The 22,882-nt window shown below is 41.7% G+C and carries 26 protein-coding genes and 1 other RNA gene; 25 read left to right on the forward strand and 2 right to left on the reverse strand.

All coding sequences use genetic code 11. The annotated features are described in order from the left end of the window. The first annotated feature begins 2 nt into the window (after positions 1–2). The gene (locus ACU6U9_RS02620; RefSeq protein WP_446733528.1) at positions 3–1,316 is read left to right on the forward strand and encodes a tyrosine-type recombinase/integrase; all 1,314 of its coding nucleotides are present in this window, start codon (positions 3–5) and stop codon (positions 1,314–1,316) included. Positions 1,317–1,883: 567 nt separating this feature from the next. Here ACU6U9_RS02620 and ACU6U9_RS02625 read toward each other — a convergent pair. After that, positions 1,884–2,429: a S24 family peptidase gene (locus ACU6U9_RS02625; protein WP_446733529.1), complete on the reverse strand. Its 546-nt coding sequence runs from the start codon at positions 2,427–2,429 to the stop codon at positions 1,884–1,886. 311 nt (positions 2,430–2,740) lie between these two features. On the opposite strand from ACU6U9_RS02625, the gene ACU6U9_RS02630 reads away from it, so the two are divergent. The 11 genes from ACU6U9_RS02630 (at position 2,741) to ACU6U9_RS02680 (ending at position 9,411) form a co-directional block, all read left to right on the forward strand. After that, positions 2,741–3,004, forward strand: a complete 264-nt coding sequence (locus ACU6U9_RS02630) for a helix-turn-helix domain-containing protein (RefSeq protein WP_446733530.1) — start codon at positions 2,741–2,743, stop codon at positions 3,002–3,004. A 12-nt stretch (positions 3,005–3,016) separates the two neighbouring features. Beyond that, positions 3,017–5,152 carry a Mu transposase C-terminal domain-containing protein gene (locus ACU6U9_RS02635; RefSeq protein WP_446733531.1) on the forward strand — a complete coding sequence of 712 codons (2,136 nt, stop codon included), beginning with the start codon at positions 3,017–3,019 and terminating at the stop codon, positions 5,150–5,152. Positions 5,153–5,202: 50 nt separating this feature from the next. Continuing rightward, entirely contained in the window at positions 5,203–5,916 is a 714-nt protein-coding gene (locus ACU6U9_RS02640; protein WP_446733532.1) for an AAA family ATPase, read from the forward strand. Further along, positions 5,916–6,461: a hypothetical protein gene (locus ACU6U9_RS02645; protein WP_446733533.1), complete on the forward strand. Its 546-nt coding sequence runs from the start codon at positions 5,916–5,918 to the stop codon at positions 6,459–6,461. Before ACU6U9_RS02640 ends, ACU6U9_RS02645 begins: the two co-directional genes overlap by 1 nt. A gap of 153 nt (positions 6,462–6,614) precedes the next feature. Beyond that, positions 6,615–6,980: a hypothetical protein gene (locus ACU6U9_RS02650; protein ID WP_446733534.1), complete on the forward strand. Its 366-nt coding sequence runs from the start codon at positions 6,615–6,617 to the stop codon at positions 6,978–6,980. Beyond that, the gene (locus tag ACU6U9_RS02655) at positions 6,977–7,309 is read left to right on the forward strand and encodes a hypothetical protein (RefSeq protein WP_446733535.1); all 333 of its coding nucleotides are present in this window, start codon (positions 6,977–6,979) and stop codon (positions 7,307–7,309) included. Before ACU6U9_RS02650 ends, ACU6U9_RS02655 begins: the two co-directional genes overlap by 4 nt. Continuing rightward, the gene (locus ACU6U9_RS02660; RefSeq protein WP_446733536.1) at positions 7,302–7,922 is read left to right on the forward strand and encodes a DUF3164 family protein; all 621 of its coding nucleotides are present in this window, start codon (positions 7,302–7,304) and stop codon (positions 7,920–7,922) included. The genes ACU6U9_RS02655 and ACU6U9_RS02660 overlap by 8 nt, the downstream gene beginning before the upstream one ends. Before the next feature lie 2 nt (positions 7,923–7,924). Beyond that, positions 7,925–8,362 carry a hypothetical protein gene (locus tag ACU6U9_RS02665; protein ID WP_446733537.1) on the forward strand — a complete coding sequence of 146 codons (438 nt, stop codon included), beginning with the start codon at positions 7,925–7,927 and terminating at the stop codon, positions 8,360–8,362. 9 nt (positions 8,363–8,371) lie between these two features. Continuing rightward, positions 8,372–8,449: hammerhead ribozyme type II (locus tag ACU6U9_RS02670), an RNA gene on the forward strand. Positions 8,450–8,459: 10 nt separating this feature from the next. Next, positions 8,460–9,020 carry a gp16 family protein gene (locus ACU6U9_RS02675; RefSeq protein WP_446733538.1) on the forward strand — a complete coding sequence of 187 codons (561 nt, stop codon included), beginning with the start codon at positions 8,460–8,462 and terminating at the stop codon, positions 9,018–9,020. A gap of 1 nt (position 9,021) precedes the next feature. Further along, a complete protein-coding gene (locus ACU6U9_RS02680) occupies positions 9,022–9,411 on the forward strand; it encodes a Mor transcription activator family protein (protein WP_446733539.1) in 390 nt (129 codons plus the stop codon). Here ACU6U9_RS02680 and ACU6U9_RS02685 read toward each other — a convergent pair. Then, positions 9,398–10,171, reverse strand: a complete 774-nt coding sequence (locus tag ACU6U9_RS02685; RefSeq protein ID WP_446733540.1) for a hypothetical protein — start codon at positions 10,169–10,171, stop codon at positions 9,398–9,400. The two genes, ACU6U9_RS02680 and ACU6U9_RS02685, sit on opposite strands and share 14 nt — an antisense overlap. A gap of 145 nt (positions 10,172–10,316) precedes the next feature. Between ACU6U9_RS02685 and ACU6U9_RS02690 the strand changes: the two genes are divergently transcribed. The 13 genes from ACU6U9_RS02690 (at position 10,317) to ACU6U9_RS02750 (ending at position 22,878) form a co-directional block, all read left to right on the forward strand. Continuing rightward, complete coding sequence (locus ACU6U9_RS02690) at positions 10,317–11,282, forward strand: 3TM-type holin (protein ID WP_446733541.1); 966 nt, start codon at positions 10,317–10,319, stop codon at positions 11,280–11,282. 67 nt (positions 11,283–11,349) lie between these two features. After that, entirely contained in the window at positions 11,350–11,715 is a 366-nt protein-coding gene (locus ACU6U9_RS02695; RefSeq protein WP_446733542.1) for a TraR/DksA C4-type zinc finger protein, read from the forward strand. Next, positions 11,708–12,019, forward strand: coding sequence for a hypothetical protein (locus ACU6U9_RS02700; RefSeq protein ID WP_446733543.1), 312 nt, complete (start codon positions 11,708–11,710; stop codon positions 12,017–12,019). The genes ACU6U9_RS02695 and ACU6U9_RS02700 overlap by 8 nt, the downstream gene beginning before the upstream one ends. A gap of 10 nt (positions 12,020–12,029) precedes the next feature. Then, positions 12,030–12,326, forward strand: a complete 297-nt coding sequence (locus ACU6U9_RS02705; protein WP_446733544.1) for a VpaChn25_0724 family phage protein — start codon at positions 12,030–12,032, stop codon at positions 12,324–12,326. 12 nt (positions 12,327–12,338) lie between these two features. Then, entirely contained in the window at positions 12,339–12,899 is a 561-nt protein-coding gene (locus ACU6U9_RS02710; RefSeq protein WP_446733545.1) for a DUF3486 family protein, read from the forward strand. An 85-nt stretch (positions 12,900–12,984) separates the two neighbouring features. Continuing rightward, positions 12,985–14,553 carry a hypothetical protein gene (locus ACU6U9_RS02715; protein WP_446733546.1) on the forward strand — a complete coding sequence of 523 codons (1,569 nt, stop codon included), beginning with the start codon at positions 12,985–12,987 and terminating at the stop codon, positions 14,551–14,553. Next, a complete protein-coding gene (locus ACU6U9_RS02720; protein ID WP_446733547.1) occupies positions 14,553–16,139 on the forward strand; it encodes a DUF935 domain-containing protein in 1,587 nt (528 codons plus the stop codon). The genes ACU6U9_RS02715 and ACU6U9_RS02720 overlap by 1 nt, the downstream gene beginning before the upstream one ends. Positions 16,140–17,038: 899 nt before the next feature. Then, positions 17,039–18,187 (forward strand): phage head morphogenesis protein, encoded by a 1,149-nt coding sequence (locus tag ACU6U9_RS02725; protein WP_446733548.1) that lies wholly within the window; start codon positions 17,039–17,041, stop codon positions 18,185–18,187. A 532-nt stretch (positions 18,188–18,719) separates the two neighbouring features. Continuing rightward, positions 18,720–19,619: a hypothetical protein gene (locus ACU6U9_RS02730; protein ID WP_446733549.1), complete on the forward strand. Its 900-nt coding sequence runs from the start codon at positions 18,720–18,722 to the stop codon at positions 19,617–19,619. 2 nt (positions 19,620–19,621) lie between these two features. Further along, the gene (locus ACU6U9_RS02735) at positions 19,622–20,077 is read left to right on the forward strand and encodes a hypothetical protein (protein ID WP_446733550.1); all 456 of its coding nucleotides are present in this window, start codon (positions 19,622–19,624) and stop codon (positions 20,075–20,077) included. 258 nt (positions 20,078–20,335) lie between these two features. Further along, complete coding sequence (locus tag ACU6U9_RS02740; protein ID WP_446733551.1) at positions 20,336–21,394, forward strand: phage protease; 1,059 nt, start codon at positions 20,336–20,338, stop codon at positions 21,392–21,394. Positions 21,395–21,452: 58 nt separating this feature from the next. Continuing rightward, entirely contained in the window at positions 21,453–21,890 is a 438-nt protein-coding gene (locus tag ACU6U9_RS02745; RefSeq protein ID WP_446733552.1) for a hypothetical protein, read from the forward strand. 67 nt (positions 21,891–21,957) lie between these two features. Further along, on the forward strand, positions 21,958–22,878 hold the full coding sequence (locus tag ACU6U9_RS02750; protein ID WP_446733553.1) for a Mu-like prophage major head subunit gpT family protein: 921 nt from the start codon (positions 21,958–21,960) through the stop codon (positions 22,876–22,878). The last annotated feature ends 4 nt before the right edge of the window (positions 22,879–22,882 follow it).

Genomic DNA, 22,882 nt, shown 5'->3' on the forward strand with positions numbered 1-22,882 from the left:
TTATGGCAAGGCGTCTAATTTTTAAAGACTTAAAATCTGATTGTTATGTTGGTGAGTTTCCACACAATCAGGCTTTAGGTTTTGAATCAGGTAAAAGAGGAATTAGGCGCAGGCTTTGTAAGATTGAAGAAATAGAAGGTTTAAGTGATGACGGTAAAACAGCTAAGCTGTCTAGCTTATATCATGCCGCACAGTTTAGTTATTACAACAAAACAGCAATTGAAAAAACCAAAACTGAATTAAAGAAAAAATCAAAGACCTTAGAAACCGTTTTACAGGCTTCTAAAATTTACCTTTCAGAAATAGACCCTACAGGCACAAACCGCACTCATAACGAGTACAAAAAAAGCATAGAGCTTTATTTAAAAGCCGTTGGTGATTTTGAATTAAGACACTATGACCGCGACGAACACAACGCCCCGTTTTTTGCTTTCTTGTCTTCTTCAACCGCTTGGAACGGTAAACGCCCATATTCAAGAAACACTCAAAACAAACACCAGCGACACATTCAGGGGTTCTTTAATTGGTGTAAAGAATCAGGGCGTATTAAAACAGACGTAAAAATTAAAAAGCAAACAAGAACCAAAACCGATATTGAAACATACACGCTTGTACATTTAGATGTATTACGCAGATACATTGAAACATCACTAAAAGAAACGGTAGCTAAACGCTATTCATTACCAAACGGTAGCCGCATTTGGCGTGAAAATGAACGGTGGATTATTAATTATAAAAATCTACTACGCGCCATGCTGCTTGGGCAAAATACGTTAATGCGCTCTGGTGCTATGTGGTCTTTAAAACTAGACAAAATAGATTTAAAAACAAAAACAGTAAAAATAAGGGATAACCTTGATTTAAACTGGGTGAATAAATGGAAAAAATGGCCTAACAAACCAATTAATGAAACACTGTTTACAGGCTTACAAAACGATTTAATTAATCGCCCATCAATAGAAAAGTATTATTTAGATAACGGTTCAGGTGGCCCGTGGTATTTACAAGAGGGTGACATTTCAGAACTAATGGGGCGTGTAATGCACAACGCTGGACTCCCCCCAATTAAAAAGCCTTTTCACTGGGGCATACGTGGTAGCATGTGTACTGAATTATTACTAGCGGGTGAAAACCCTGTAAAAGTTCAACAACTAATGGATCATGAGTCATTAGACACAACAATGGGCTATTTCAATACGCGCCGAATTGACCAAACCGATATTGTTAATGCCATACCTAATTTAATGACCACCCACGGCCACCCATTAAAACTAATCAACCCTGAACAAATTTCAAACTTACTAACCCTGCATTAGAAAAAGTGTCAAGTTTAGTGTCAATTCAACTAACATCAACCAATAAATATCAATCAAAGCCTTTATAATCAATGAGTTAGGTTATTTTTTAAAGCGGATTCAAAATCCGTTGCCTTCGGGCGTGGCGGTTCAAGTCCGCCCCACCGGTACCATGAATATTAAGAAGCCCCTTTCAGAAATGACTGGGGCTTTTTTATTGATTTAAGAAATGTTTAAAACGAATAACCAAAAACTAGGTTTGTGCTCTGTAGCGTCATATGTGTGACACGACACTTAATGCTGGAATATATGAAGCGGGATTAGCTGGGATTAGCCGATTAATAGTGGGAAGCTAAAAGCCCATAAATAAAGGGCTACAGCAATTTAAATAGTTGCTAGTTCCGATTATATTCCCGTTTTATATGCGTATATTGACAATGCTAAATACAGCTAGCTCGCCAGTGTATCCGGAAAGTTCCGATTCTATGCAAGCCTTATAAATTAGGCGTTAACATCAATTTACTTAAGATTTCAAAAAAATTAAAACGGAACCGAATCGGAACAACAGAAAAGCAGTTCCGATTCAGACTAAAAAAAATTAGCTGATACGACAACTTTCCCTATAATTTTCAAACCATCTTCAGTAGATAGATCAAGCAGTTGGTCTTGATACTTGTCATTATTAGTCTTCAAGAGCCAGCCTTTGCCTGGTATCAATTGTGTCTCCCGAATTAGCTGGTTATTCATATATTCAAATACAAATACCTGTCCGTTGACTGGTGATGTGGAACTTGGGTCAATAAGAAGCAAATCACCTTTTCTTAAAGACTCAAGTTCTTCTGACTCAACTTTACATACTTGTAAGTCAGACAAGGTCAAGCCTTGACCCATAACCTGAGATCTAATTCCAGATGTCAGCTGATCTAATGAGCTTTCTTTAGGTTTAAAGTGGGATACATTATAAACCATTGCTTGCTCTCGAACCTTCCCCTGACGCCCTTCTTTATAGTCATCAATATCCACATTAGAAAAGCTAGCAGGCCCTTCTCTGAGGGTCATGTATTCAACAGTGGTTCCCACAGCTTTGGCCATTAAGATCCCATTACCTAATTTAGGTTCGCTTTCTCCAGACATGTACGAGTCCAAAGTCCGGTATGGGATGCCAGTATCATTGTGTACGAACGTCCTTGAACGACCCATAACCAGCTGCTTAATGTTTTCAGCAATTTGTTCTTTAGATAGACCTAATTTATACATCGACAAAAGCCGCCATGAAGTTGCAATCAATCCTATCTAACAGCATGGATATTTACAATTAGTCGCAAGTTTTATTGTCATTCAATATGCAATATATGACAAAATTACATAAAATTGCTTGCAAGAAAATGTAATTTATATTTATATAGTTGCAGATTGCAAAAAACAGCAACAAAGTGAGTAATCAAATGAGTAACAATAAGGAAGACATGCATCCTGCTGATGTTATGGCTGCACTTAAAAAGAATGGCTTCTCCATGACAGAGGTTGCTCGGCGTGCAGGGTACAAATATCCAGGCACATTAAGGCAAGCACTGTATCGCCCATTTCCCAAGGGTCAGCGAATCATTGCGGCTGCAATGCAAATGAAGCCAGAAGACGTATGGCCATCACGATACTCAGCAACGTCTAAAGCTGATGATATTGAAATACCACATCGCTCAGTAGCGTAAGCAGGCAACGAAATGACCGAGTGGTTTACTGCACAAGATCTTGCTGGCGTGTTAAAAATCTCCGACAGAGGTGTCAGAAAAAAAGCCTCTACAGAGGGATGGGTCTCACGATCAAAAGCGACTGGTAAAGGTCAGGAATATCACCTGTCTTCATTACCTGATGCAGCTAAAACAAAACTAATTTCAAATTCAGTAAAAGAATCAACAGCAGGTGCTAAGGGAATAAAATTAGCTAAAAAAGAGAAGCTGAATCATCAAACAGTAAACAAACAAAATGCTCTGCTCGACTACAATAAATTGACATTAAGACAAAAGCTTATAGTTGATTGTAAACTTGACATAATTAATGCGATTGCAAATACCGATTTGAGCATAGAGAAGTTTATTGATTCTTATAATGATAAGCATATTTCTATATCTGACTTAGCATCACAAAATTTTCCGACCCTTCGAAAAACAACAGTATATGAGTGGCGCAGTAGATACAAAAAACTTGGAATCATCGGGTTAGCAGGCAAGCGCGGCACCCATCGCAAAGCAACAGGCGTCATCGACACAAATCAAGACTTTCAAAACTTCATTATTGGCATGCTTGTCGAATACCCACACATATCTAATACAGTACTTTACAAAGCCATTAAAACCGAATTTAACCAGTTATTAAACTTGCCTTCTTTACGCACAGTAGAGCGCTGGGTCGCAAAATGGAAAAACGAAAACAAACAAGTTTTTTGCGCGATCACGTCACCAGACGATTGGAAAAACCAATACATGGCCGCCTTCGGTTCGGGTAACGAACATGTAACAGAGCTAAATCAATTGTGGGAATTCGACTCAACACCTGCTGACCTCATGCTAACCGATGGTCGATACACCATTATAGGTGTCATTGATGTTTATACGCGCCGCATTAAATTTGTTGTTTCAAGATCATCAAATAGTGAAGGTGTGTCGCAAGTCATACGCCGTGCAATTTTAGATTGGGGCATCCCCCAAGTTGCAAAAACAGATAACGGCCAAGATTACATATCAGATAGAACAAAAGCTGCGTTTCATGGATTGGATATTGAAATCGATGTTAGTCAACCATTTTCACCGTGGGAAAAATCTCACATAGAACGAGTATTCCGTTCCTTCTCTCACGATATTTTTGAATTATTACCTGGCTTTATAGGCCACAACGTAGCTGACAGAAAGAAGATAGAAAGCCGCAAACAATTTAGTGACCGATTATTCAAAAAAGATGAAATGATCGAAATAACAATGAGCAGTGATGAACTTCAGGCTTTCTGTGACAACTGGATTGACAACGAATATCACATACGTGTTCACAGTACATTGAAAAAATCACCAATGGAAATGGTGCGGGATTGGGAAGGCAATATTTATCGTGTTGAAAATGAGCGGGCGCTAGACATTTTACTGAGCGAGCCAGCCGGCACCCGCATAGTTGGTAAAAAAGGCATCAAGTTAGATGGTGGTATTTATATACACCCAGAATTAGGCGTTATCGTTGGAAACGAAGTTCATGTCTATTACGACGAGCATGATATGGGCTGTATTTATGTTTATGACATGAATAATGAATTTGTTTGTATAGCAGAAGACCCAATCGTAACAGGCGTTAGTAGAAAAGAGGTGGCCGCAAAAACAAAAGAAGTTCAACGCGAAGCTGTGCAAGAAGAAAAACGTCGCCTTAAAGCCGCAGCTAAACCAATTTCTAAACGCGATATAGCGCAAGAAATTCTCACGTATCAAGCCCAACAAAATCTAGAGCAAAATACTGTCGCTTTCCCACGCCCATCACAAGCGCATACATCTGAGCGATTAACCGCTGCAACAGAAGCACTCATTGCAAAAAACGGCATCAAGGAAAGCGGTCTAACAGATGAACAACAAACCGAAGTACAAGGTATTCAGAAACAAATTAAAGCCCAAGTCATACAACCTACATTTAACCGCAAACCAACACTACCAACAGATCCAGCAGAAAAATACAACCTGTGGTTGTCGCTGGATAAAAAAGCAAAGGCCGATTTAGAAATAAGCAGTGAATACAAAGGATTTTATGAATCTTTCCCGAAGTCTGCTGAGTTCAGCAGTGGGAAGATGCTCGCGGAACTGCGGAAACAGACCGCGAGCAAGTAACAAGTGAAAGCATAGCAAAAACTTAACAACTTATTACAGGGTAAATATATATGAGCATAGCAGGAATCACAAATGTGGCTTTATGTCACCAGGCGATACAGAGGGCTTTTGATCGGGAAGCCCACTTACCAGGCATGGCAGCATTTTACGGCCCATCGGGTTATGGCAAAAGCGTTTCTGCTAGTTATTCAGCTAATACATTTGATGCAGTTTATGTTGAATGTAAAAGCGTTTGGACTCGCAAGTCATTTTTGATAGCTATTCAAAAAGCCATGGGTATGAAAATTGAAAAAAACATGAGTGATATGGTCGATCAAATCGCAGAAGAGATGGCCAAGTCGAATCGACCACTTATTATTGATGAATTTGATTATCTCGTTGAGCGCAGCTGGGTTGGCATCGTTCAAGATATTCATGAAGCCAGCCAAGGTTCAATTTTATTAATCGGAGAAGAGCAACTTCCTAAAAAGCTTCAAAAATGGGAGAAATTTCATGGGCGCATATTAGACTTTTTCCCAGCACAGCCAGTCTCACTAGCCGATGTGGATGAATTAAAAAAAATCTATGCAGATGGTTTAGATATTGAAAGAGGCCTGATCGAAAAAATACACAAGTCAAGCAATGGATCAGCGCGTAGAGCGTGCGTCAACCTTGATCGCATTCGTGAGTTTGCACATCAAATTGGCACGACAACCATCACCGCCGCGGACTGGGGAGACCGTGACTTTTTTGCAGGCGAGGCTCCCCGAAGAAGGGTAGCGTAATGATAGTCAAAGTTGGGAGAGGTATGGGGTGTAAACCAGCACATACTAATGCATCTAAAAAAAGCGGCCAAGATATTGTTTGGATAGCTGTTAGAGAGCTAAAAGAATTCACACGTGATGATGTAACGATGTGGATTCATAGAAATAAATACTTATCCATCAATGACAGTACAGTTCGATCTTATCTTAATCGACTATTAAAAGGTGAATATATTGAAATCACAACAAAAGAAGAAAAGTCTAAGTGCGCGGTGCTTTATACATATAAATTAGTGAAAGACTGTGGACTAGAAGCCCCTAGGCTAAACAAAAACGGAGGTAAGGTTACACAAGGCCAAGGTCGAAAAAATCTATGGCGAACAATGAAAATTTTAAAGTTATTTACATGGCGAGAATTAGTTGCAGCGGCAACTACAGATAAAATAAAAATAGCGCCGATGGAAGCAAAACGATATGTAGCTATTCTGCATAAATCTGGATATTTAATGCAAGTAAAAAAGAGCGATTGGAAAAAAGGAAAAATCGCACAATATCGTTTTGAATAACTCTAAAAACACAGGCCCGTTACCACCCCAAATTCAAAGATCGAAAGCGGTATTCGATCCAAACCTAAATCAAGTTGTCTGGTCTCCTGAAGACCAAGTTGAAAAGGAAACTCAACACGCGTAATAACGCAAAAAAAGAATAAGGATATAAACATGGAAACAATAATAACAACGACCATAAACGAAGATCGCTGGTTACAAGAACTACGCGCACAATGCCAAACAACCAGCCAACACAAAATCGCAAAAATTCTAGGCTATAGCCCTTCTGTTATTAACCAAGTGTTAAAGGGGATTTACAGGGGCGATATCAAAAAAGTCGAGCAGAAAGTACGCGGTGCTTTTCTAGGTGAAACCGTTGGTTGCCCAATCCTAGGCGAACTAGAACGCAACAAATGCATTGAGCACCAAAATGCAAAATACAGCAGCGTGAATCGTCTCGCTGTTCAGTTATACCGTAAATGCCCCTCTTGTCGTTATAACCAAACATCAAATGAAAATATGGAGGCATGCTCATGAGTGCACTCGCAATACATTCACTTAATAAGCGCAATGCGCAGAACAAGCACATGTCTACTCAATTACACAAAGCGCATTGTGCAGTGAATAAATTAGCCGACACAGGCTTAACCGTAATCGATGTACAAATAACAGGTACTGCTCCACAAATTGAAATCCAATATCAAAAACGATGTGAGTATCTAAACGGTGTTAGCCGTGGACGTCGAAACATTCATGGGCAACTAGAAGAAATGATGCTAAGTCATTTTTGCCATTGCGATGTGATTTGGATACAGCCTGATTATGTTAATCAATTAAAAGCAATGAAGGGGAATCGAAATGGATAGCACAATCCCAGAAGGTTACATGCAAAACGCCGCTGGCCACATGGTGCCAGAAGATCAGGTGCGTGATCAGGATAAGTTACGTGATCAAGTGGTTTTAGATTTAGCCACGAAAGCTAAATTAATCAATGAGCAACTTAGCAAATTTAAACGATTAGCGTTAGAAGACATACAAGCATTAATCGAAACTGCTGCTGAGAAATACGAAGTTCAAATCGGAGGTAAAAAAGGCAATGTCAGTTTAATTAGCTACAACGGGAAATATAAAGTAGACCGTTCGGTTGCCAATGTCATCTCTTTCACCGAAGAGCTAGAAGCGGCAAAAGCACTAATTACTGAATGCATCGACGAATGGACACAAAGCAGCAGTAAAAATGTGCGCGCCCTCGTTGATCGCGCGTTTAAAACCAATACAAAAGGACAAGTAAAAACCGCTGCCGTACTTGATTTGTTACGACTAGAAATAGATGACGAAAAATGGCAACGGGCAATGCAGGCTTTAAAAGACTCCATTCAAGTGAATAGCACTACAACCTACATTCGTATTTATGAACGCATTGGTATGTCAAATCAATATGCGGCCATTCCATTAGACATTGCAGCAGTGAGGACTTAATCATGGCGATCACAGAACAGCAATGGGGTGAAATAAAAACACAGTTACACGGAACACATGGCGAAGTCGTACTGCGTTTAGAAGATGTGAAAATCACACTCAGCAAACAATTGATCAGTGAAAGTCAATTAGCGATATGTGTCTACCTAAATGGAGAAATAAAAAGCTCAATGGGGCAGTCAGACTTTCCTGAACGATTCAATCCCGTTACAGCATTGCTTTGGCATAAAAGAACACGTGCGATTTACCCACCGTCACGTCGTAAGAAAATTCTTAAAACATTCACAAAAAAGGATTTAAAAGCCCGCAATATTGATTTAGATAAAAAGCATCTTTGGTATGAGCCATTCTTTACAAAATTTGGTCCATTAAAAACACAATACAGCACGCTTGATAAATTAGAGGTAATAAGCATCGGCTATCAAGCGAAATCCGCATAGCCTCACCCTAGGCGAAACACTCAGTTAGTTTGCTGTCAGCTGAGTGTCTATCAGATGTAGTGGTCTGATACTGATGAGCAGCTAATAGGACAAAGCAATGAATACACAATATAGAAAAAACGACCTAGCCAAAATTCATCTAGCTAAAAAAGAACTCGGCATGGACGACGACACATACCGTGCCATGCTAAAAAACGTAGCAGGCGTAAAATCCGCAAAAGATCTAAACACCGAGGGCCGCATTAACGTGTTAAATCATATGCGCAACTGCGGCATGAAGTTCAGAAAATCAACATCTAAGAGTTATCCTGGCAAACCCCACAACATGAATGAGCAGCGTGGCAAGATTGAAGCCCTACTTGCAGACATGAAACTACAGTGGGCCTACGCGGATGCACTAGCCAAACGCATGTTCAAAGTTGAACGGGTTGCATGGCTTAAAAAATCAGAACAGTTGTCTGCGGTCATCGCCGCTCTCAGTAAGGAACAAGAAAAGCGTCATTTATATCAGTCAGTAACAGAAAGCCTTGAAAAGCTAAACATGCCAGAAAAAGAAATAGACGTATTTATGAAAAATGAAGACCTAAACTGGCGACGCAGTATCAAGCATTTAAAAGCCATTCATAATCACCTAAACAATCTATTAACAGGTGTTTAATATGGATCTATGCATAGAGTATCTGCCAGAGTCCATTCAAGAAATGATTGACGTCGTCGGCTTACAAGCAACCCTGCTTATCGTACAAGAGCGTGGAGGTATCCGTTTATGCGTACCAACCAAGGTAAGCGAATCAAACTGGCTGACCCAATTAATCGGTATAGAAGCCATGACTAAGCTGGTTGAATATTACTGTGGCGAAGAAGTTGAAATCCCCCGCTGTGCATCTGCTATTAAAGCCGCACAAGACCAAAAGATATTTGAGAAATTAAAGGCAGGTGTCTCACAGGCCAGATTGGCCCGTGAGTTTGGTTATACGGAGAGAGGAATTAGGAAGTTGAAGAAACGACTCGAAGAAATGAGCCGTTATGATCAGGTTAGTTTATTTTAAAGAATAACTCTCTATTTTCAGGTACTAAATCTACCATCTTTAATGATTTAGCTTTAACGTAGCCACCCCACTTATTACCAAGTACTGCCACATACCTTCCGATAGAGTTTGAACTTATATGGCGCTTTTCCGCGAATTCACGGGTAACTTGAAAAGATGGATCAGATTTGTCAGATGATATATTTAGATATACATAAGCATCTCTCCATATTTTAAATCGTTCTATTTTTCCATACCATAAATAAACTATATCAGGGTCGTAATCTATATCAGTGATAGGCTTTATTAGAGTACTGACTAATCGTGGTTCTTCATCACCTGGCATTAAAATAGCATTATCAAAATACTGGTATAAATAACGAAGTAAAGTTTCAATCGAGTTGAAACGTACAGGAGGTTTTTGCTTCTCCGGGTTATCGTTTGGTGGGTAATGTTCAGCAGGTTCATTATCGGAAGTCTCTATTAGCTCCACGAGTTTACCTTTATCTGAAAATTTCTTTGTTTGGGGTTTATCTATATATCCATTCTTTCTTGTAGGAATCCTAATTGAGCACCACGGAGGAGTAATGTTTTCCTTAGCCGGACTATGAGAAAAATGAGATTGTAAAACCTTATGAACATGCCATCCGCAATAAGGGCATACATACTTTCCGTGATCTTTTGATTCGTAACTACTGGGTTTTATTCTTTGCTTTTCAATTGCTAACTCAGGATTATCATCATAATCAGACTTACTTATACAAAATGGTAATTTCGCCATATTTGCCCCTTTCCATATTCCCTGTAATAATCTACGACCCTTCGAACTTATTTCATTTCCCAGCGGAACTCAATCCCCCGTCAGTAAATTAACCTAATAATTTAACCTTTAGCCTAACGTTAAATATAACTTTGGGTTTAAGTCTGTGGGAACCAAACGATCACTCAACGACATTACGTCCATTGTACTGCACTGTGCAGATACACCGAATGGTCGTAAAACCAATATTATTGATATAGATCAATGGCATGCGAATCGCAATCCGCCGTTCACGCGCAATTTATCAATCGCACCACAACACCAGCCCCATTTAAAACACATCGGTTATCACTACGTTATTACATTAAACGGTGATATTCACGAAGGCCGCCCACTTATCGAAACCGGTGCACACGTATCTGGCCATAATAAAAATACGGTTGGCATTTGTTTAATAGGCCGTGATCAATTTACACCAGAACAATTCAACGCCATTCAAATAATTAAAAGCCGCATAGAAGCCATCGTGGGTAACAAGCTTCCATTATCGGGTCATCGTGAATACGACGCCCACAAAACCTGCCCAGGCTTTGATGTACAAGCCTATGTATCCAATGGGTACAAACCTGACCCCATTAACATTCTGCAAAACCAATCAAATTCATCGTTTAACACACAACAAACATACGAACCGCCTCAAAAATCTAAAATTGAAAACAAGGAACAACCCATGAGCGTATTAACCACCATCGCAGGGCTGTTCAAGCCTGCCGCCGATCTCATCGACAATATTCATACTTCTAAAGAAGAAGAGATGAAACTAAAAAACGAATTAGTACTGGCTCAAAATCTCGTCACCACTCAGGTTATCAAACTTGAATCCGACTTATTAAAAGCCCAGAGCGCCATCATCATCGCCGAAGCAAATAGCCAAAGCTGGATAGCCCGTAACTGGCGACCCATCACCATGCTCACATTTCTAATACTCATCATTGCAGACACATTCGGTTTAACCGAATTTCGATTAAGTGTTGAAGCTTGGGCACTTTTAAAAATCGGTTTAGGTGGTTATGTGGTTGGTAGAAGTGCCGAGAAAATCATGCCTAATGTCATGAAAGCCATAAGCAAATAATGTGGACGTTGAAGCGCTAAAAGCCAGTTGGGAAAAAAGCGCTTCAAAAAATAGGCGGCGCCGCTCCATGCCACTCATATCTCCGAGACACAGTTGTGCCTCACTAGAAGATATGGGGCGAAAGCCAAAACCGAATAACAAAAAGAAACGTAACGGGCCACCACCATGGGTGGTGGCCAAACAACAAAGAGAAAGGATTGCACAAATGGATGACGCAGATCGCGCAAAAGAAATTGAACAACTGCATCGGCGTGCCGCGTTAGAAATGGCAACGCGTCACCCAGAGCCACCGCAACAAATTATAGATGGTTGGGTCGTGTGTATTGATTGCGTTACACCATTACAACCTGATCGCCTAAAAGCCAAGCCGGATGCTGCCCGCTGTATTGAATGCCAAAGCATTCATGAAAAAAAGGAGAAGCGTCGTGGCTAACGAATTGGATTACAGCGCTATGCGCTTTTGGTGGGACATCATTCAAAGTGTTTCTGTCATTGGTATCGCTATTTATGTTTGGCTAAAGAGTCGATCACAAGTTAACACAAATCGAATTGAAGAAATTGAAAAAGAAATGGTTCAGTTAGATAAGCGATTAGAAAAAGCTGTGGGTCACAAAGACCTTGAAGGCATTCATATCCGTTTAGGTGGTATATCCAGAGATCTATCTAAGCTAGAAGGTGAATTCAAATCTAACTCAGAATTACTTAGCAGAATTGATAACTACATTCGGAATAATTAAGGATAACAAAATGGGCTTTCAAAAATTTGAAAATGAAGAAATGCGCCTATCTATTTTAGTCATACTTGATAGTGACAGTGATTATTCAATGAATGACTCAGTCATCATTCGCGCACTCGAAACAATCGGCTATAAACCCAGCACAGATAAATTAAAGTCAGAACTGGCTTGGCTACAAGATTGCAACCTTTTAACCATTGAAGAAAATATGGGTTTTACGATTGCGTCCTTAAGCCAACGCGGAAGCGATGTAGCGCAAGGTCGCGCAAGTGTGCCTGGTATCCCTCGCCGACGCCCAATCGCTTAAGGGAGATAAACCATGGCACGCGCAAGTTCAATCGAGCAATTACCCGAAGATATACTTGAGCAACTGCAAGCAATGCTGCGCGACCCACGCATCAATCAAATGCAAGCGGCAAAAGATATCAATGCAATTTTAGAAGCCATGGGTCATGAAAAAATCAGCAAAAGTTCGTTAAACCGATATTCACAAAAGATGGAAAAAGTGGGTGAAAAGCTACGTCAGTCCCGTGAAGTATCCAAAATGTGGATCGCCAAACTGGGCGCGCAACCACAAGGCCAACTTGGTCAACTGATTAATGAAATGCTACGCACCTTAGCGTTTGATTTATCACTCACCATGCAAAGCCAAGAGATCACTAGCGAAGATGTGCCTGGTGTAGTGAAGATGCTCAAAGAAATGTCCGTGGCCATGCACCGCCTAGAACAAGCGGCCAGTGAAAATACCAAACGCGAAAAAGAGATCCGCAAACAAATGGCCGAAGAAGCCGCCGATGCCGCAAGCGATATCGTCACAGCAGCGGGTATCTCAAAAGAAGCGGCCCAAGAAATCAAAAACAAAATACTGGGGATTGCGTAATGAGGAAATTAATCCAGATTATCATTGCCTCCATTATTATTTGTACACCATGCGCATTATTTAGTTTTACAGTGTGGATGATCTAATGGACTTATCAACAATTAGCACAGCGGTTAACCAAGCGAATCAAAAGCTAATCCCTTTTGATCCGAATGAATTATTGCTGGGTTATCAAAAGCGCTGGATCGCGGATGAGTCACCACTAAAAATCGCAGAAAAATCCCGTCGTACAGGCTTAACTTGGGCCGAAGCAGCAGACGCCGTGCTAACTGCATCAACCGCAAAAGCCGACGGCGGTACCAACCATTTTTATGTGGGCTCAAACAAAGAAATGGCCCGCGAATTTATCGACGCCGTCGCCATGTGGGCAAAAGCATTCGATAAAGCCTGTGGTGAAATTCAAGAAGAAATATTTATAGATGAAGACAAAGACATACTCACCTTTGTCGTAAATTTCGCATCAGGCTTTAAAGTACAAGCACTTTCGTCTAACCCAAAGAATCTACGGGGCATGCAAGGTAACGTCACTATTGATGAAGCAGGCTTTCACGACCGCCTTGCAGAAGTTTTAAAAGCCGCATTAGCCTTAACCATGTGGGGCGCAAAAGTCCGGTTAATCTCAACTCATAACGGTGACGATAACGTATTTAATCAACTCATTAATGATTCCCGCGCAGGTAAAAACAAATACAGCCTTCACCGCATCACATTAGACGATGCCTGTGCCGAAGGCTTATACCAACGCATTTGCCAAGTACGCAAAATCAAATGGTCACAAGCCGCAGAAGACGAATGGAAATCCGATCTACTCAAAGCCACCGCATCAGAAGAAGACGCACTTGAAGAATATTACTGCGTCCCTAAACAAGGCGGCGGTTCCTATTTAAGCCGCGCATTAATCGAAGCCCGCATGGTCGAAGCTCCCGTCATTCGATACGCAGGTACCGCCGACTTTAACCAATGGCCAGAACATCTACGCATCGCCGAAATTAAAGACTGGTGTGAACGCCATTTATTACCCGTTTTACTGGCCCTTAATCCAAAAGATCAACACGCTTTTGGTGAAGACTTTGCGCGCAGTGGCGATTTAACCATCATCGCCCCAGTGGCTATTCAACAAGACTTGCACCGGCATTTTCCATTTATTGTTGAACTCAAAAATGTACCCTTCAAAAACCAAGAGCAAATTCTATTTTATATCTGTGACCGCCTGCCTAGATTATTAGCAGGCGCACTCGATGCCCGTGGTAATGGCCAGTACTTAGCCGAGCAAGCCAAGTACGAATATGGCAGTGGTCGCATAGAAGAAGTCATGCTCTCCCAAGGCTGGTATTTAGAACACATGCCCCGCATGAAAGCCGCCTTTGAAGACGCGAGCCTATCCATTCCAAAAGACAGCGACATATTAGACGACCTGATCGCAGTCAAAGTCGTCAAAGGCATTGCTCGGGTGCCAGATGGCAATACCAGTACCGATAAAACCAAGCAGCGCCACGGTGACGCCGCCATCGCCATTGCATTAGCACTGTATGCCGCACAAATGGACGTAGAAATATTCGGCTATCACTCAGCCAAAAAACAACAAAACAAAAACCAAGATACTCAACATCGCCAAGTGAAAGTAACAGGCGGATTTAAACGAGGCTGTTTCTAATGGAAAAACTCAAACACGAACTCGGCACCATACTCGACCAGTATGGCCAGCCAATAAAAAAGAAAGCACTCGTCCAAGAAATCGCAACCGCATCACTAACAGGCGTACGCAATGTTTGGCACAACCAAACCGTCGCCAGTGGCTTAACACCGGACTATCTCGCCAGTCTGTTACACAACGCAGCGAACAATGACGCCAATGACTACTTGATATTGGCCGAAGAAATGGAAGAAAAAGACCTGCATTATCAGTCTGTGCTTGGTACACGTAAACGTGCCATAAGCGGCCTAGAAGCCACCGTCGAATCCGCAAGTGATGATGCAGCCGATATTAAACTGGCCGACGCGGTACGCGAACTAGTAAGAGCCCCAGAGTTTGGCATCATGATTGATGATGCAGTCGATGCACTCGGCAAAGGCTACAGCGTTAACGAAATAGTTTGGAACCGCACAGGCAATCAATGGACACCAGAACGTTACGAGTTCCGTGATCCGCGCTTTTTTAAATTTGATCCAGTGAACGGCCGCGAACTGCGTTTAATTGATGAAGAAAACAGTTACGAAGGTATACCGCTACAACCCTATAAATTCATCGTACACAAGCCCCGACTTAAAAGCGGTATTCCCATCCGTGGTGGCTTGGCCCGCTTAGTGGCCGTCGCTTACATGTGTAAAGCGTACACCCTAACGGATTGGCTCGCTTTCGCCGAGACATTCGGCATGCCACTGCGCGTAGGTCGTTACGGCCCAAGCGCAACCAAAGAAGACATACAAACACTCGTCAACGCCATCGCAAACATCGGCACCGATGCAGCCGCCGCCATACCAGAGAGTATGCGCATAGATTTTGAAAACGCAGGCACGACAAGCGGCGGCGATAAGTTATTTCAAAATCTAGCAGAATGGTTAGATCAACAAGTCAGCAAAGCAGTCTTGGGTCAAACCATGACAGCAGACAGCGGCTCAAGCCAGGCACAGGCAAAAGTCCATAACGAAGTGCGATTGGATATCTTAAAAGCCGATGCAAAACAATTAGAGCACACATTAAACCGTGACCTAATCAAACCCTTTATTGATCTAAATTTCGGGCCACAAAAAAAATATCCAAAATTAGAATTGCCCGTTGTTGAACCAGAAGATCTAAAACTACTAGCAGACGTATTAGAAAAAGTAGTCCCACTCGGTGTGCGCATAGAAGAAAGCCAAGTACGTGATAAATTAGGTTTTAGTGACCCAGCAAAGGGTGCTTTGCTATTAACCGCACCAGGCACAAATCCACAATCGATAGAACCTGCCCTCAACCATCAACACCATAGTTGCCAATGCAGTACAAACAAGACCGCCCTCAACAATCAACAGCAACAAGACCCACTCGACGAACTCGAACAAGAAGCACTCGACGATTGGGAAATACAAATGCAGCCCATCATCAACCCCATACAAAAACTGGCAAACGAAGCACAAGATTTTGACGAGTTTATGGCAAGACTGCCAGAACTGTTTAATGAAATGGATTCAACGGAATTAGTAAAGCAATTAGCCCTACAGACATTTAAAGCACGTGGGTTGGGTGATGAACAGGATTAACTCTTAGTACCTGTATCATATGGCCTTTATTATTATTGAGCTTAAAACAGCGACAAAAATAGACTTGAAAACCCATGATGAAATTATTTTTTTGAAATGATTAAATATTTTTTTTGAGACTGATTTTTTTCGTTTTAAAATTTTTCTAGAAGGGTTTGCTCTATCAGAGCGGTATTGGGCGCGAGGGAAGGTAGATTGATCAGGCATTAATTGATTTTTCTCCTTAAGTGTAAAACACTTTTATTAATTGAGTACCCACAATATTTTGTGGATATACTCATTATTTATCGCTAAACATGTTTTGAGGCAAGCAATATCTATTGTTATGTTATAAAAATATAGAAAGAGTGTTTTAAGAAAATAACCATTATGAATAATTAACAATAAATACTTGATAGTTAATAGTGTTCTGATAAGTAAAATGGAGAGGTGCGACCCCGAAGGGTCGCTACAATCACAATAAAATCAGCAGTAAAAATGCGATTGCTCGCAGGTTAGCGGCTAAATCAAATTGAATTGCGAAACTAGCATTCTTAAAAGTAAACATATTGTTTGCCTATTTAAGAACCTAGGGCCCTAGGTAATTAAACCCAAGATTTTTACGTCCTTGGCCAGGACGCCAATCCTAAAAAGCTGATCAGGCTTATGAGGTTGGATTGATAGTCGGCAACGTCAATGCCAACAGCGCGGTATGACGTCCAGCGCCAATTCATCAACGATAAAGATTAACTTACAAAGTTTCTTTTCCCGAGCCCTCGGGGTCCTGCGCCAGCAGGCGTTGCGTCATTGGAGCTGGTACCACTTTTGTAACCCAGAGCCAGCCGTAGCGGGTATTTCATGGGCACAACAATACAACTATTGGGATGAATATTTAAATTACAAGTAATGAGGGTAGCGATATGCATGATTTAATACCAAAAGAAGCCCTAGCCTGGTTCAGCGATAAAAGCCTGCAAGTGGGCTTCGATCACAACGATGTCTGGCAACAAGAACACAGCCGAGCATTCACCGTTGCCAAAGCCATGCAGGTGGATGTACTAAGCGATATTCGCGATGCGGTACAAGGCGCTTTAAAAGAAGGCAAAACCTTTAATCAATTCCGAGCAGAGCTAACGCCTACCTTACAAAACAAAGGCTGGTGGGGCCAACAAGAAATGACCGACCCACACGATGGTCGCTTAAAAGAAGTGCAGCTCGGTTCAGCAAGACGCCTGCGTACTATCTACCGCACCAACATGCGTACAGCCCGCGCCGCAGGTCAATGGGATCGTATTCAACGCACGCTGAAAACGCACCCATACTTGCAATACAATCTAGGCCCATCAGAGCACCACCGCACAGAGCATGAGTTCTGGAACAAATTAGTGCTGCCAGCTAATGATGCTTGGTGGCAAACCCACTTCGCCCCGAATGGCTGGGGCTGTAAGTGCCGCATAAGGCAAATATCAACAGCCGAAGCCAAACGCCTAGGCATTAACACCGCCCCACCCATTCAAAACCAAGAATGGGTCAACAAGCGCACGGGCGAAGTTCATAACGTACCCAAAGGCATCGACCCTGGCTGGGCTTACAATCCAGGTACCAGCCGGAATCAGCCCATTGTGCATTTTGTAGATAAGTTGGAAGTGGTTCAGCCTGAACTATCCGCAGCCGCAGTGGATAAGCTGGTAAAAAGCGACGTCTTTAACCAGTGGCACCAAAACCCACAAGGCGAGTTTCCTGTGGGTGTGCTTAATACGGATATAAAAGAGCGTTTAAAGGCGACTCAAAGCGTCGTTAAGCTTGATGATAAGACTCTCACCAAGCAGCTTAAAACCTATAGCGAGCTGACATTAAGCGAATACCAACTATTGCCAAAAATCATGGGAACAGGTCGAGTCATAGTAAATGGTAAAAAAATACTGATTTATGGCCAGCACAATGTCCGCCTATATAAACTATTGGTAGCCAAGCATAGGTCCGGAAAGTTATATCTAGAGGTATTTTATAGGGCGAAAGAGCGTGAGATGCGGTCTGATCTCAGGAAGGGGAAATTAATTAGAGGCTAGAGTTAAGGCATTAATTTTTAAAGGTTTATTTAAAACCTCTGAATCGAAAAGATTAGGAGTATCACCGGTTTTATTTTGGATTACACTCCTAAGCTCATACTGAGTTCATGCATAAAACGAACATGAATAATTATTTTTGTTCAGGTATATCCCTATAACCTGTTGTGGCTTGAAAACATTCAGCATATAGATCTAAAAAATCCTTTCTGAAATTAGTACTAGTTTCAGAAAGTTTCTCCTTTGTGGAAATTCTATTTGTTAGCTCAAGTGCAACAGTTTGGGCGTTTTCAGTTCGAATTGTCGACTTTTCTGACATTATATTTAATTCCGTAAGTAATATTTTCGTAGGCACCTTATTATGCCCAAATACAAATTGGGGACGAACTAATTTATTTCAATGAAGGCGCAGGAGTTAATTAACTATCAGCCATAGCTTTCACGACGTGAAGCGTTATTACTAGTAACGCTATAAAATTGAAACAATCGTTTGAAAAATGTATGATTCCCTTGTACTTAAGGACGTGGTATACGAATGATAAAGTCAGGGACTAGAATAAGAAAAAATAACTGGTGGATATCAGGGATTATCGCAGGCCTTTGGGGTGGGTGGAATTTCATTCAGGATTTTGACCCTACAAATATTAAGTATCAAACTTGGTTTCCTGTAGTTTTAGACGCAATCAAAAGCCTTCAAGGCAATTCTGGGTATATACTGATATTGACTATAGTTCTTTGGTGTATTTGGAGCATAGTAGTAGTTAATGACAAGAATTGGGTTCTCATTGATCAACTTCTTAATTTAACAAGAGAAAAAGTGTTTAAGCATTGTAAAGGTGAACCAAAAGAGCACCATCAGGTCACACTATTCATATATAAGAAAAGACTATTAAAAATTGGTTTCATACGCCAAAGTATTATCAATACGATGCCAGATAAACTGAAAGAATATTTCCCGAGAAGTATAATCACCGACAAAAATAGGGAAGCTCAAGGTTGGCTAGTTCCAATTAGAAGAGCTGGATTTTCAGGTCGAAATGGAGGCGCTATTTTTGCTCTAAGCGATATAACGGCTGATAATGAAGGTATATGTGGTCAATCATGGATATCTAGCGAAATTAAACAGTCACTTGATTTACCGCGAGTAACAAAATCGGTAGGAGATAAACCAATAGCGGATTATGCAATTAAGGGCTATTGTACAGAAGAGTATATTAGAAAAAAAATTAGAAAATGCGGTGCTAGTTATGGAAAAAACACCTGTATCTTGCCAAGATCAATAGTAGCATTTCCGATAGGTGAAATTGGCTTATCTGAAGCACCCAAATACATACTTGTATTTGATAGTCGTAACAAGGAAGGAATACCGAAAGAAATTAGAGATGACTATAGCGTTGTCAATGACATGCTTGGTAGTCTTTTAAGTGGAGTATAGATATGGAAAGAAGAGAATCTGAATGGTTTGAATTGAATTCAGAAAAGCTCATGTCTGTAGGTAACGAGCATGGAGCTGGAATCAAGTCATACCTAGTGCCTTCAAAAGTCCCTACAGCTGTAAGGGTTATAAGGACTAAAGAAACCTTTAAATTTGAATATCGTTATGAGCCTGATTTATCGGATCAAGAAGAATTAGATCAATTTGAAGCGAAGTTGCTTTTGAAAGATATGACTACTTGGATAGGTTCAAAATCAAAACGCTTATATGCACTTGAAATACCTATTGCTAGGTACACTGAATTTCGAGACGCTGCATATAAAACTGTAAGAGATGACTTAGATCAAGTTCGCCATGAACATCCTCGTTGGGGAAGTTTTTCTGCTGTATCAAATGTCTTTGAGCATTATGCTATAAAAGTTGACCAAAATTTTCACCTTCAAGAATATGCTTATTAGATTTAGATAAAAGGGGGCTTCGGCCCCTTTTTCACACCCTATAAAAATCAGCCGCTCTCCCTCCTGTAATCCCCTCACCTGCCACATTGATACCACTACACCCCAAAAACCAAATTTAAACGGCATTTAAACGCCTTCCTGCCCATTTACAGATGCCATTTGACTAGGCTATTGTAAAAAACACTCAAAAACCCAAGATTCCACCCCCGGAACCTAATCCCCCGTCCTATCCATCAGCCCCCTCGTTAATCTGGGGCCATGAACTATTCAACCTCAAAATATCAGACCGCCCTTAACCATGAATGTGATCATGAGTTATCAACGGCCCTATGCTTTGCACTGCCTACAGACGGCCAACTGCCAGAATGGGTAGAACTCATCCCCGCACCATCAACCAATGGCCGCATCGATGGCCGCGATGGTCGTCACTGGGTTATGAATGACGTTCAAACCGTCATTAACCAATCATTAAATCAGCAGCGCGACATCGTAGGTGATTACGAACACGCATCCGAACTCAAAGCACCCAAGGGCGAAGAAGCCCCCGCCGCCTTTTGGATCAAACAGCTTGAAGCACGCGACGGTGCCATTTGGGGCCGTATCGAATGGACGCCCCGTGGCGAAGCCAGCGTTCGCAATAAAGAGTATCGCTACTTATCACCCGTCTTTGATTATCACCGCACAACGTTAGCCATCTATCGCTTAAAAAGCGTGGGCCTAACCAACAAGCACAACTTGTACTTGCCTGCACTTAACCAGGAACAAACCCAACCTAACCAACCAGAGGAAACCCCCATGCTCCTGTCAGAAGCTATTCGTCTCGCCCTTGGATTAAAAGAAGGTGCAACAGAAGACGATGCAACCGCATTCATTGCTGCACGTAATCAAGAATTACAAACGGCTAAATCCGATTTAGCAACCGCAAAAAATAATCAACAACAACCTTCGCTTGATAAGTTTGTGCCCCGCAACGATTACGACACCGCAATGAACCGCGCCAGCGATGCTGAAACCAAACTGCAAGACCATTTATCAACCGCTAAAAACCAAGAAGTAACGAGTCTCGTCGATCAGGCTATCGAGCAAGGCAAAATCACACCCGCAAATAAAGATTTTTATATCTCAGCGTGCAACCAAGAAAACGGCGTTGAAAGTTTTAAAAAATTCATCGAAGCCGCCCCCATCATTGCTGATGATTCAGGGCTGGATAATAAAAAGCCCAACGATGAAAACAACACCGCGTTAAACGCCGAGGAAAAACAAGTTGCAAATATGTTTGGCAACAGCATCGAAGACTTAAACAAATACGGCAAGTAAGTCTCACGTTTACCGCGCAAAATTTGCGTACAAATAAATAATAAATTAGGAGGCTGTCATGCCACTGACTAAAGATCGAAACACACACATGCGCGACGGTGATCAAATACCAGTTGCCGTTTCTGGTGGGAAAAAAATTCATGGGGGATCATTAGTTGTCGTCTTACCAACTGGGTTTGCTGCTCCTGGTTTAGCAGCGTTAGGGGTTTCCTATCTGGGCCGAGCAGAAAATTCGGTGGATAACACAGACGGTGAAGATGGTGATGCATTCGTAAATGTACGACGTAACAAAGTATTTAAGTGGAAAAACTCACCTACTGATCCAATCGGTCAAGAGTCGATGGGTAAAGCTTGTTTCATCGAAGATGACGAAACATTAGCCTCCAGCGATGGAGAGGGTTCGTTAAGCATGGCCGGAACCGTCGTTGGGATTGATCCCGATGGCATATGGTTGGAGCAAAGCATCCCACCGTTTATGAAGACAGAACAAAACTAAAAGCGCTTAAGCAGTTATTCGATACGTTGAACATGCTTAATAAATACTGACACAAGGAGAGCAGAACATGCTTATCAATAAATCGGTTTTACATTCGGTCTTTACCAATTTAAAAACCATTTTCAATAAAGCGTTTGATTCCACTGAAACCCAGTGGGAAAAAATCGCCATGAAAGTTACTTCCACATCCGGCCAAAACGATTATGCCTGGTTAAGTAAATTCCCCCGCATGAAAAAGTGGATCGGTGAAAAACAAGTAAAAAGCTTAGCCGCTCACAAATACACCATCGTAAACGACGACTACGAAGCCACCGTCGAAGTCGAACGCAATGACATCGAAGACGACACATTAGGCATCTATGGCCCACAAGCACAAATGGCGGGCGAGTCTGCCAAAGCATTACCCGAAGAAATCGTCATGGAGTTAGTGAACAACGGCTTTAATGAGCTGTGTTTTGATGAACAAAACTTCTTCGACTACGACCACCCTGTTATTGACAGCGAAGGCAAAGAAATCTCGGTATCCAACCGCGGCGATAAAAAATTGGATATCTCAACACTCGCCAAAGCACAAGCAAGTTACGGTGCCGCACGTACAGCCATGCGTAAGTTTAAAGATAATGAAGGCCGCCCACTGGGCATCAAACCCAATGTCCTATTAGTCCCACCCGCATTAGAAGACACAGCCAATGCATTAATGACCGTTGACCGCCTAGAAGACGGCAAACCAAACCCTTATAAAAGCACCGCCACTGTCGTGGTCGGCGACTACTTAACAAGTGATGACGCTTGGTTCTTATTAGATACCACCAAAGCCATCAAGCCGTTCATCTACCAAGAACGTAAAGCCCCTAAATTCGTATCGCAAACCGATATGAATGCAGACGATGTGTTCTCTCGCAAGATGTACAAATTCGGTGCAGAAGCCCGTGCGGCAGGTGGTTATGGATTTTGGCAGCTCGCTTACGGCAGCATTCCGGTTACTTAAAAAA

Source organism: Pseudomonas sp. HK3 (assembly GCF_052920985.1).

Excerpts from the sequence above, each read along its gene's own strand:
- ACU6U9_RS02620 (WP_446733528.1), top strand. The coding sequence starts at position 3 with ATGGCAAGGCGTCTAATTTTTAAAGACTTAAAATCTGATTGTTATGTT.
- ACU6U9_RS02625 (WP_446733529.1), bottom strand. The coding sequence starts at position 2,429 with ATGTCTGGAGAAAGCGAACCTAAATTAGGTAATGGGATCTTAATGGCC.
- ACU6U9_RS02630 (WP_446733530.1), top strand. The coding sequence starts at position 2,741 with ATGAGTAACAATAAGGAAGACATGCATCCTGCTGATGTTATGGCTGCA.
- ACU6U9_RS02635 (WP_446733531.1), top strand. The coding sequence starts at position 3,017 with ATGACCGAGTGGTTTACTGCACAAGATCTTGCTGGCGTGTTAAAAATC.
- ACU6U9_RS02640 (WP_446733532.1), top strand. The coding sequence starts at position 5,203 with ATGAGCATAGCAGGAATCACAAATGTGGCTTTATGTCACCAGGCGATA.
- ACU6U9_RS02645 (WP_446733533.1), top strand. The coding sequence starts at position 5,916 with ATGATAGTCAAAGTTGGGAGAGGTATGGGGTGTAAACCAGCACATACT.
- ACU6U9_RS02650 (WP_446733534.1), top strand. The coding sequence starts at position 6,615 with ATGGAAACAATAATAACAACGACCATAAACGAAGATCGCTGGTTACAA.
- ACU6U9_RS02655 (WP_446733535.1), top strand. The coding sequence starts at position 6,977 with ATGAGTGCACTCGCAATACATTCACTTAATAAGCGCAATGCGCAGAAC.
- ACU6U9_RS02660 (WP_446733536.1), top strand. The coding sequence starts at position 7,302 with ATGGATAGCACAATCCCAGAAGGTTACATGCAAAACGCCGCTGGCCAC.
- ACU6U9_RS02665 (WP_446733537.1), top strand. The coding sequence starts at position 7,925 with ATGGCGATCACAGAACAGCAATGGGGTGAAATAAAAACACAGTTACAC.
- ACU6U9_RS02675 (WP_446733538.1), top strand. The coding sequence starts at position 8,460 with ATGAATACACAATATAGAAAAAACGACCTAGCCAAAATTCATCTAGCT.
- ACU6U9_RS02680 (WP_446733539.1), top strand. The coding sequence starts at position 9,022 with ATGGATCTATGCATAGAGTATCTGCCAGAGTCCATTCAAGAAATGATT.
- ACU6U9_RS02685 (WP_446733540.1), bottom strand. The coding sequence starts at position 10,171 with ATGGCGAAATTACCATTTTGTATAAGTAAGTCTGATTATGATGATAAT.
- ACU6U9_RS02695 (WP_446733542.1), top strand. The coding sequence starts at position 11,350 with ATGCCACTCATATCTCCGAGACACAGTTGTGCCTCACTAGAAGATATG.
- ACU6U9_RS02705 (WP_446733544.1), top strand. The coding sequence starts at position 12,030 with ATGGGCTTTCAAAAATTTGAAAATGAAGAAATGCGCCTATCTATTTTA.
- ACU6U9_RS02710 (WP_446733545.1), top strand. The coding sequence starts at position 12,339 with ATGGCACGCGCAAGTTCAATCGAGCAATTACCCGAAGATATACTTGAG.
- ACU6U9_RS02715 (WP_446733546.1), top strand. The coding sequence starts at position 12,985 with ATGGACTTATCAACAATTAGCACAGCGGTTAACCAAGCGAATCAAAAG.
- ACU6U9_RS02720 (WP_446733547.1), top strand. The coding sequence starts at position 14,553 with ATGGAAAAACTCAAACACGAACTCGGCACCATACTCGACCAGTATGGC.
- ACU6U9_RS02725 (WP_446733548.1), top strand. The coding sequence starts at position 17,039 with ATGCATGATTTAATACCAAAAGAAGCCCTAGCCTGGTTCAGCGATAAA.
- ACU6U9_RS02730 (WP_446733549.1), top strand. The coding sequence starts at position 18,720 with ATGATAAAGTCAGGGACTAGAATAAGAAAAAATAACTGGTGGATATCA.
- ACU6U9_RS02735 (WP_446733550.1), top strand. The coding sequence starts at position 19,622 with ATGGAAAGAAGAGAATCTGAATGGTTTGAATTGAATTCAGAAAAGCTC.
- ACU6U9_RS02740 (WP_446733551.1), top strand. The coding sequence starts at position 20,336 with ATGAACTATTCAACCTCAAAATATCAGACCGCCCTTAACCATGAATGT.
- ACU6U9_RS02745 (WP_446733552.1), top strand. The coding sequence starts at position 21,453 with ATGCCACTGACTAAAGATCGAAACACACACATGCGCGACGGTGATCAA.
- ACU6U9_RS02750 (WP_446733553.1), top strand. The coding sequence starts at position 21,958 with ATGCTTATCAATAAATCGGTTTTACATTCGGTCTTTACCAATTTAAAA.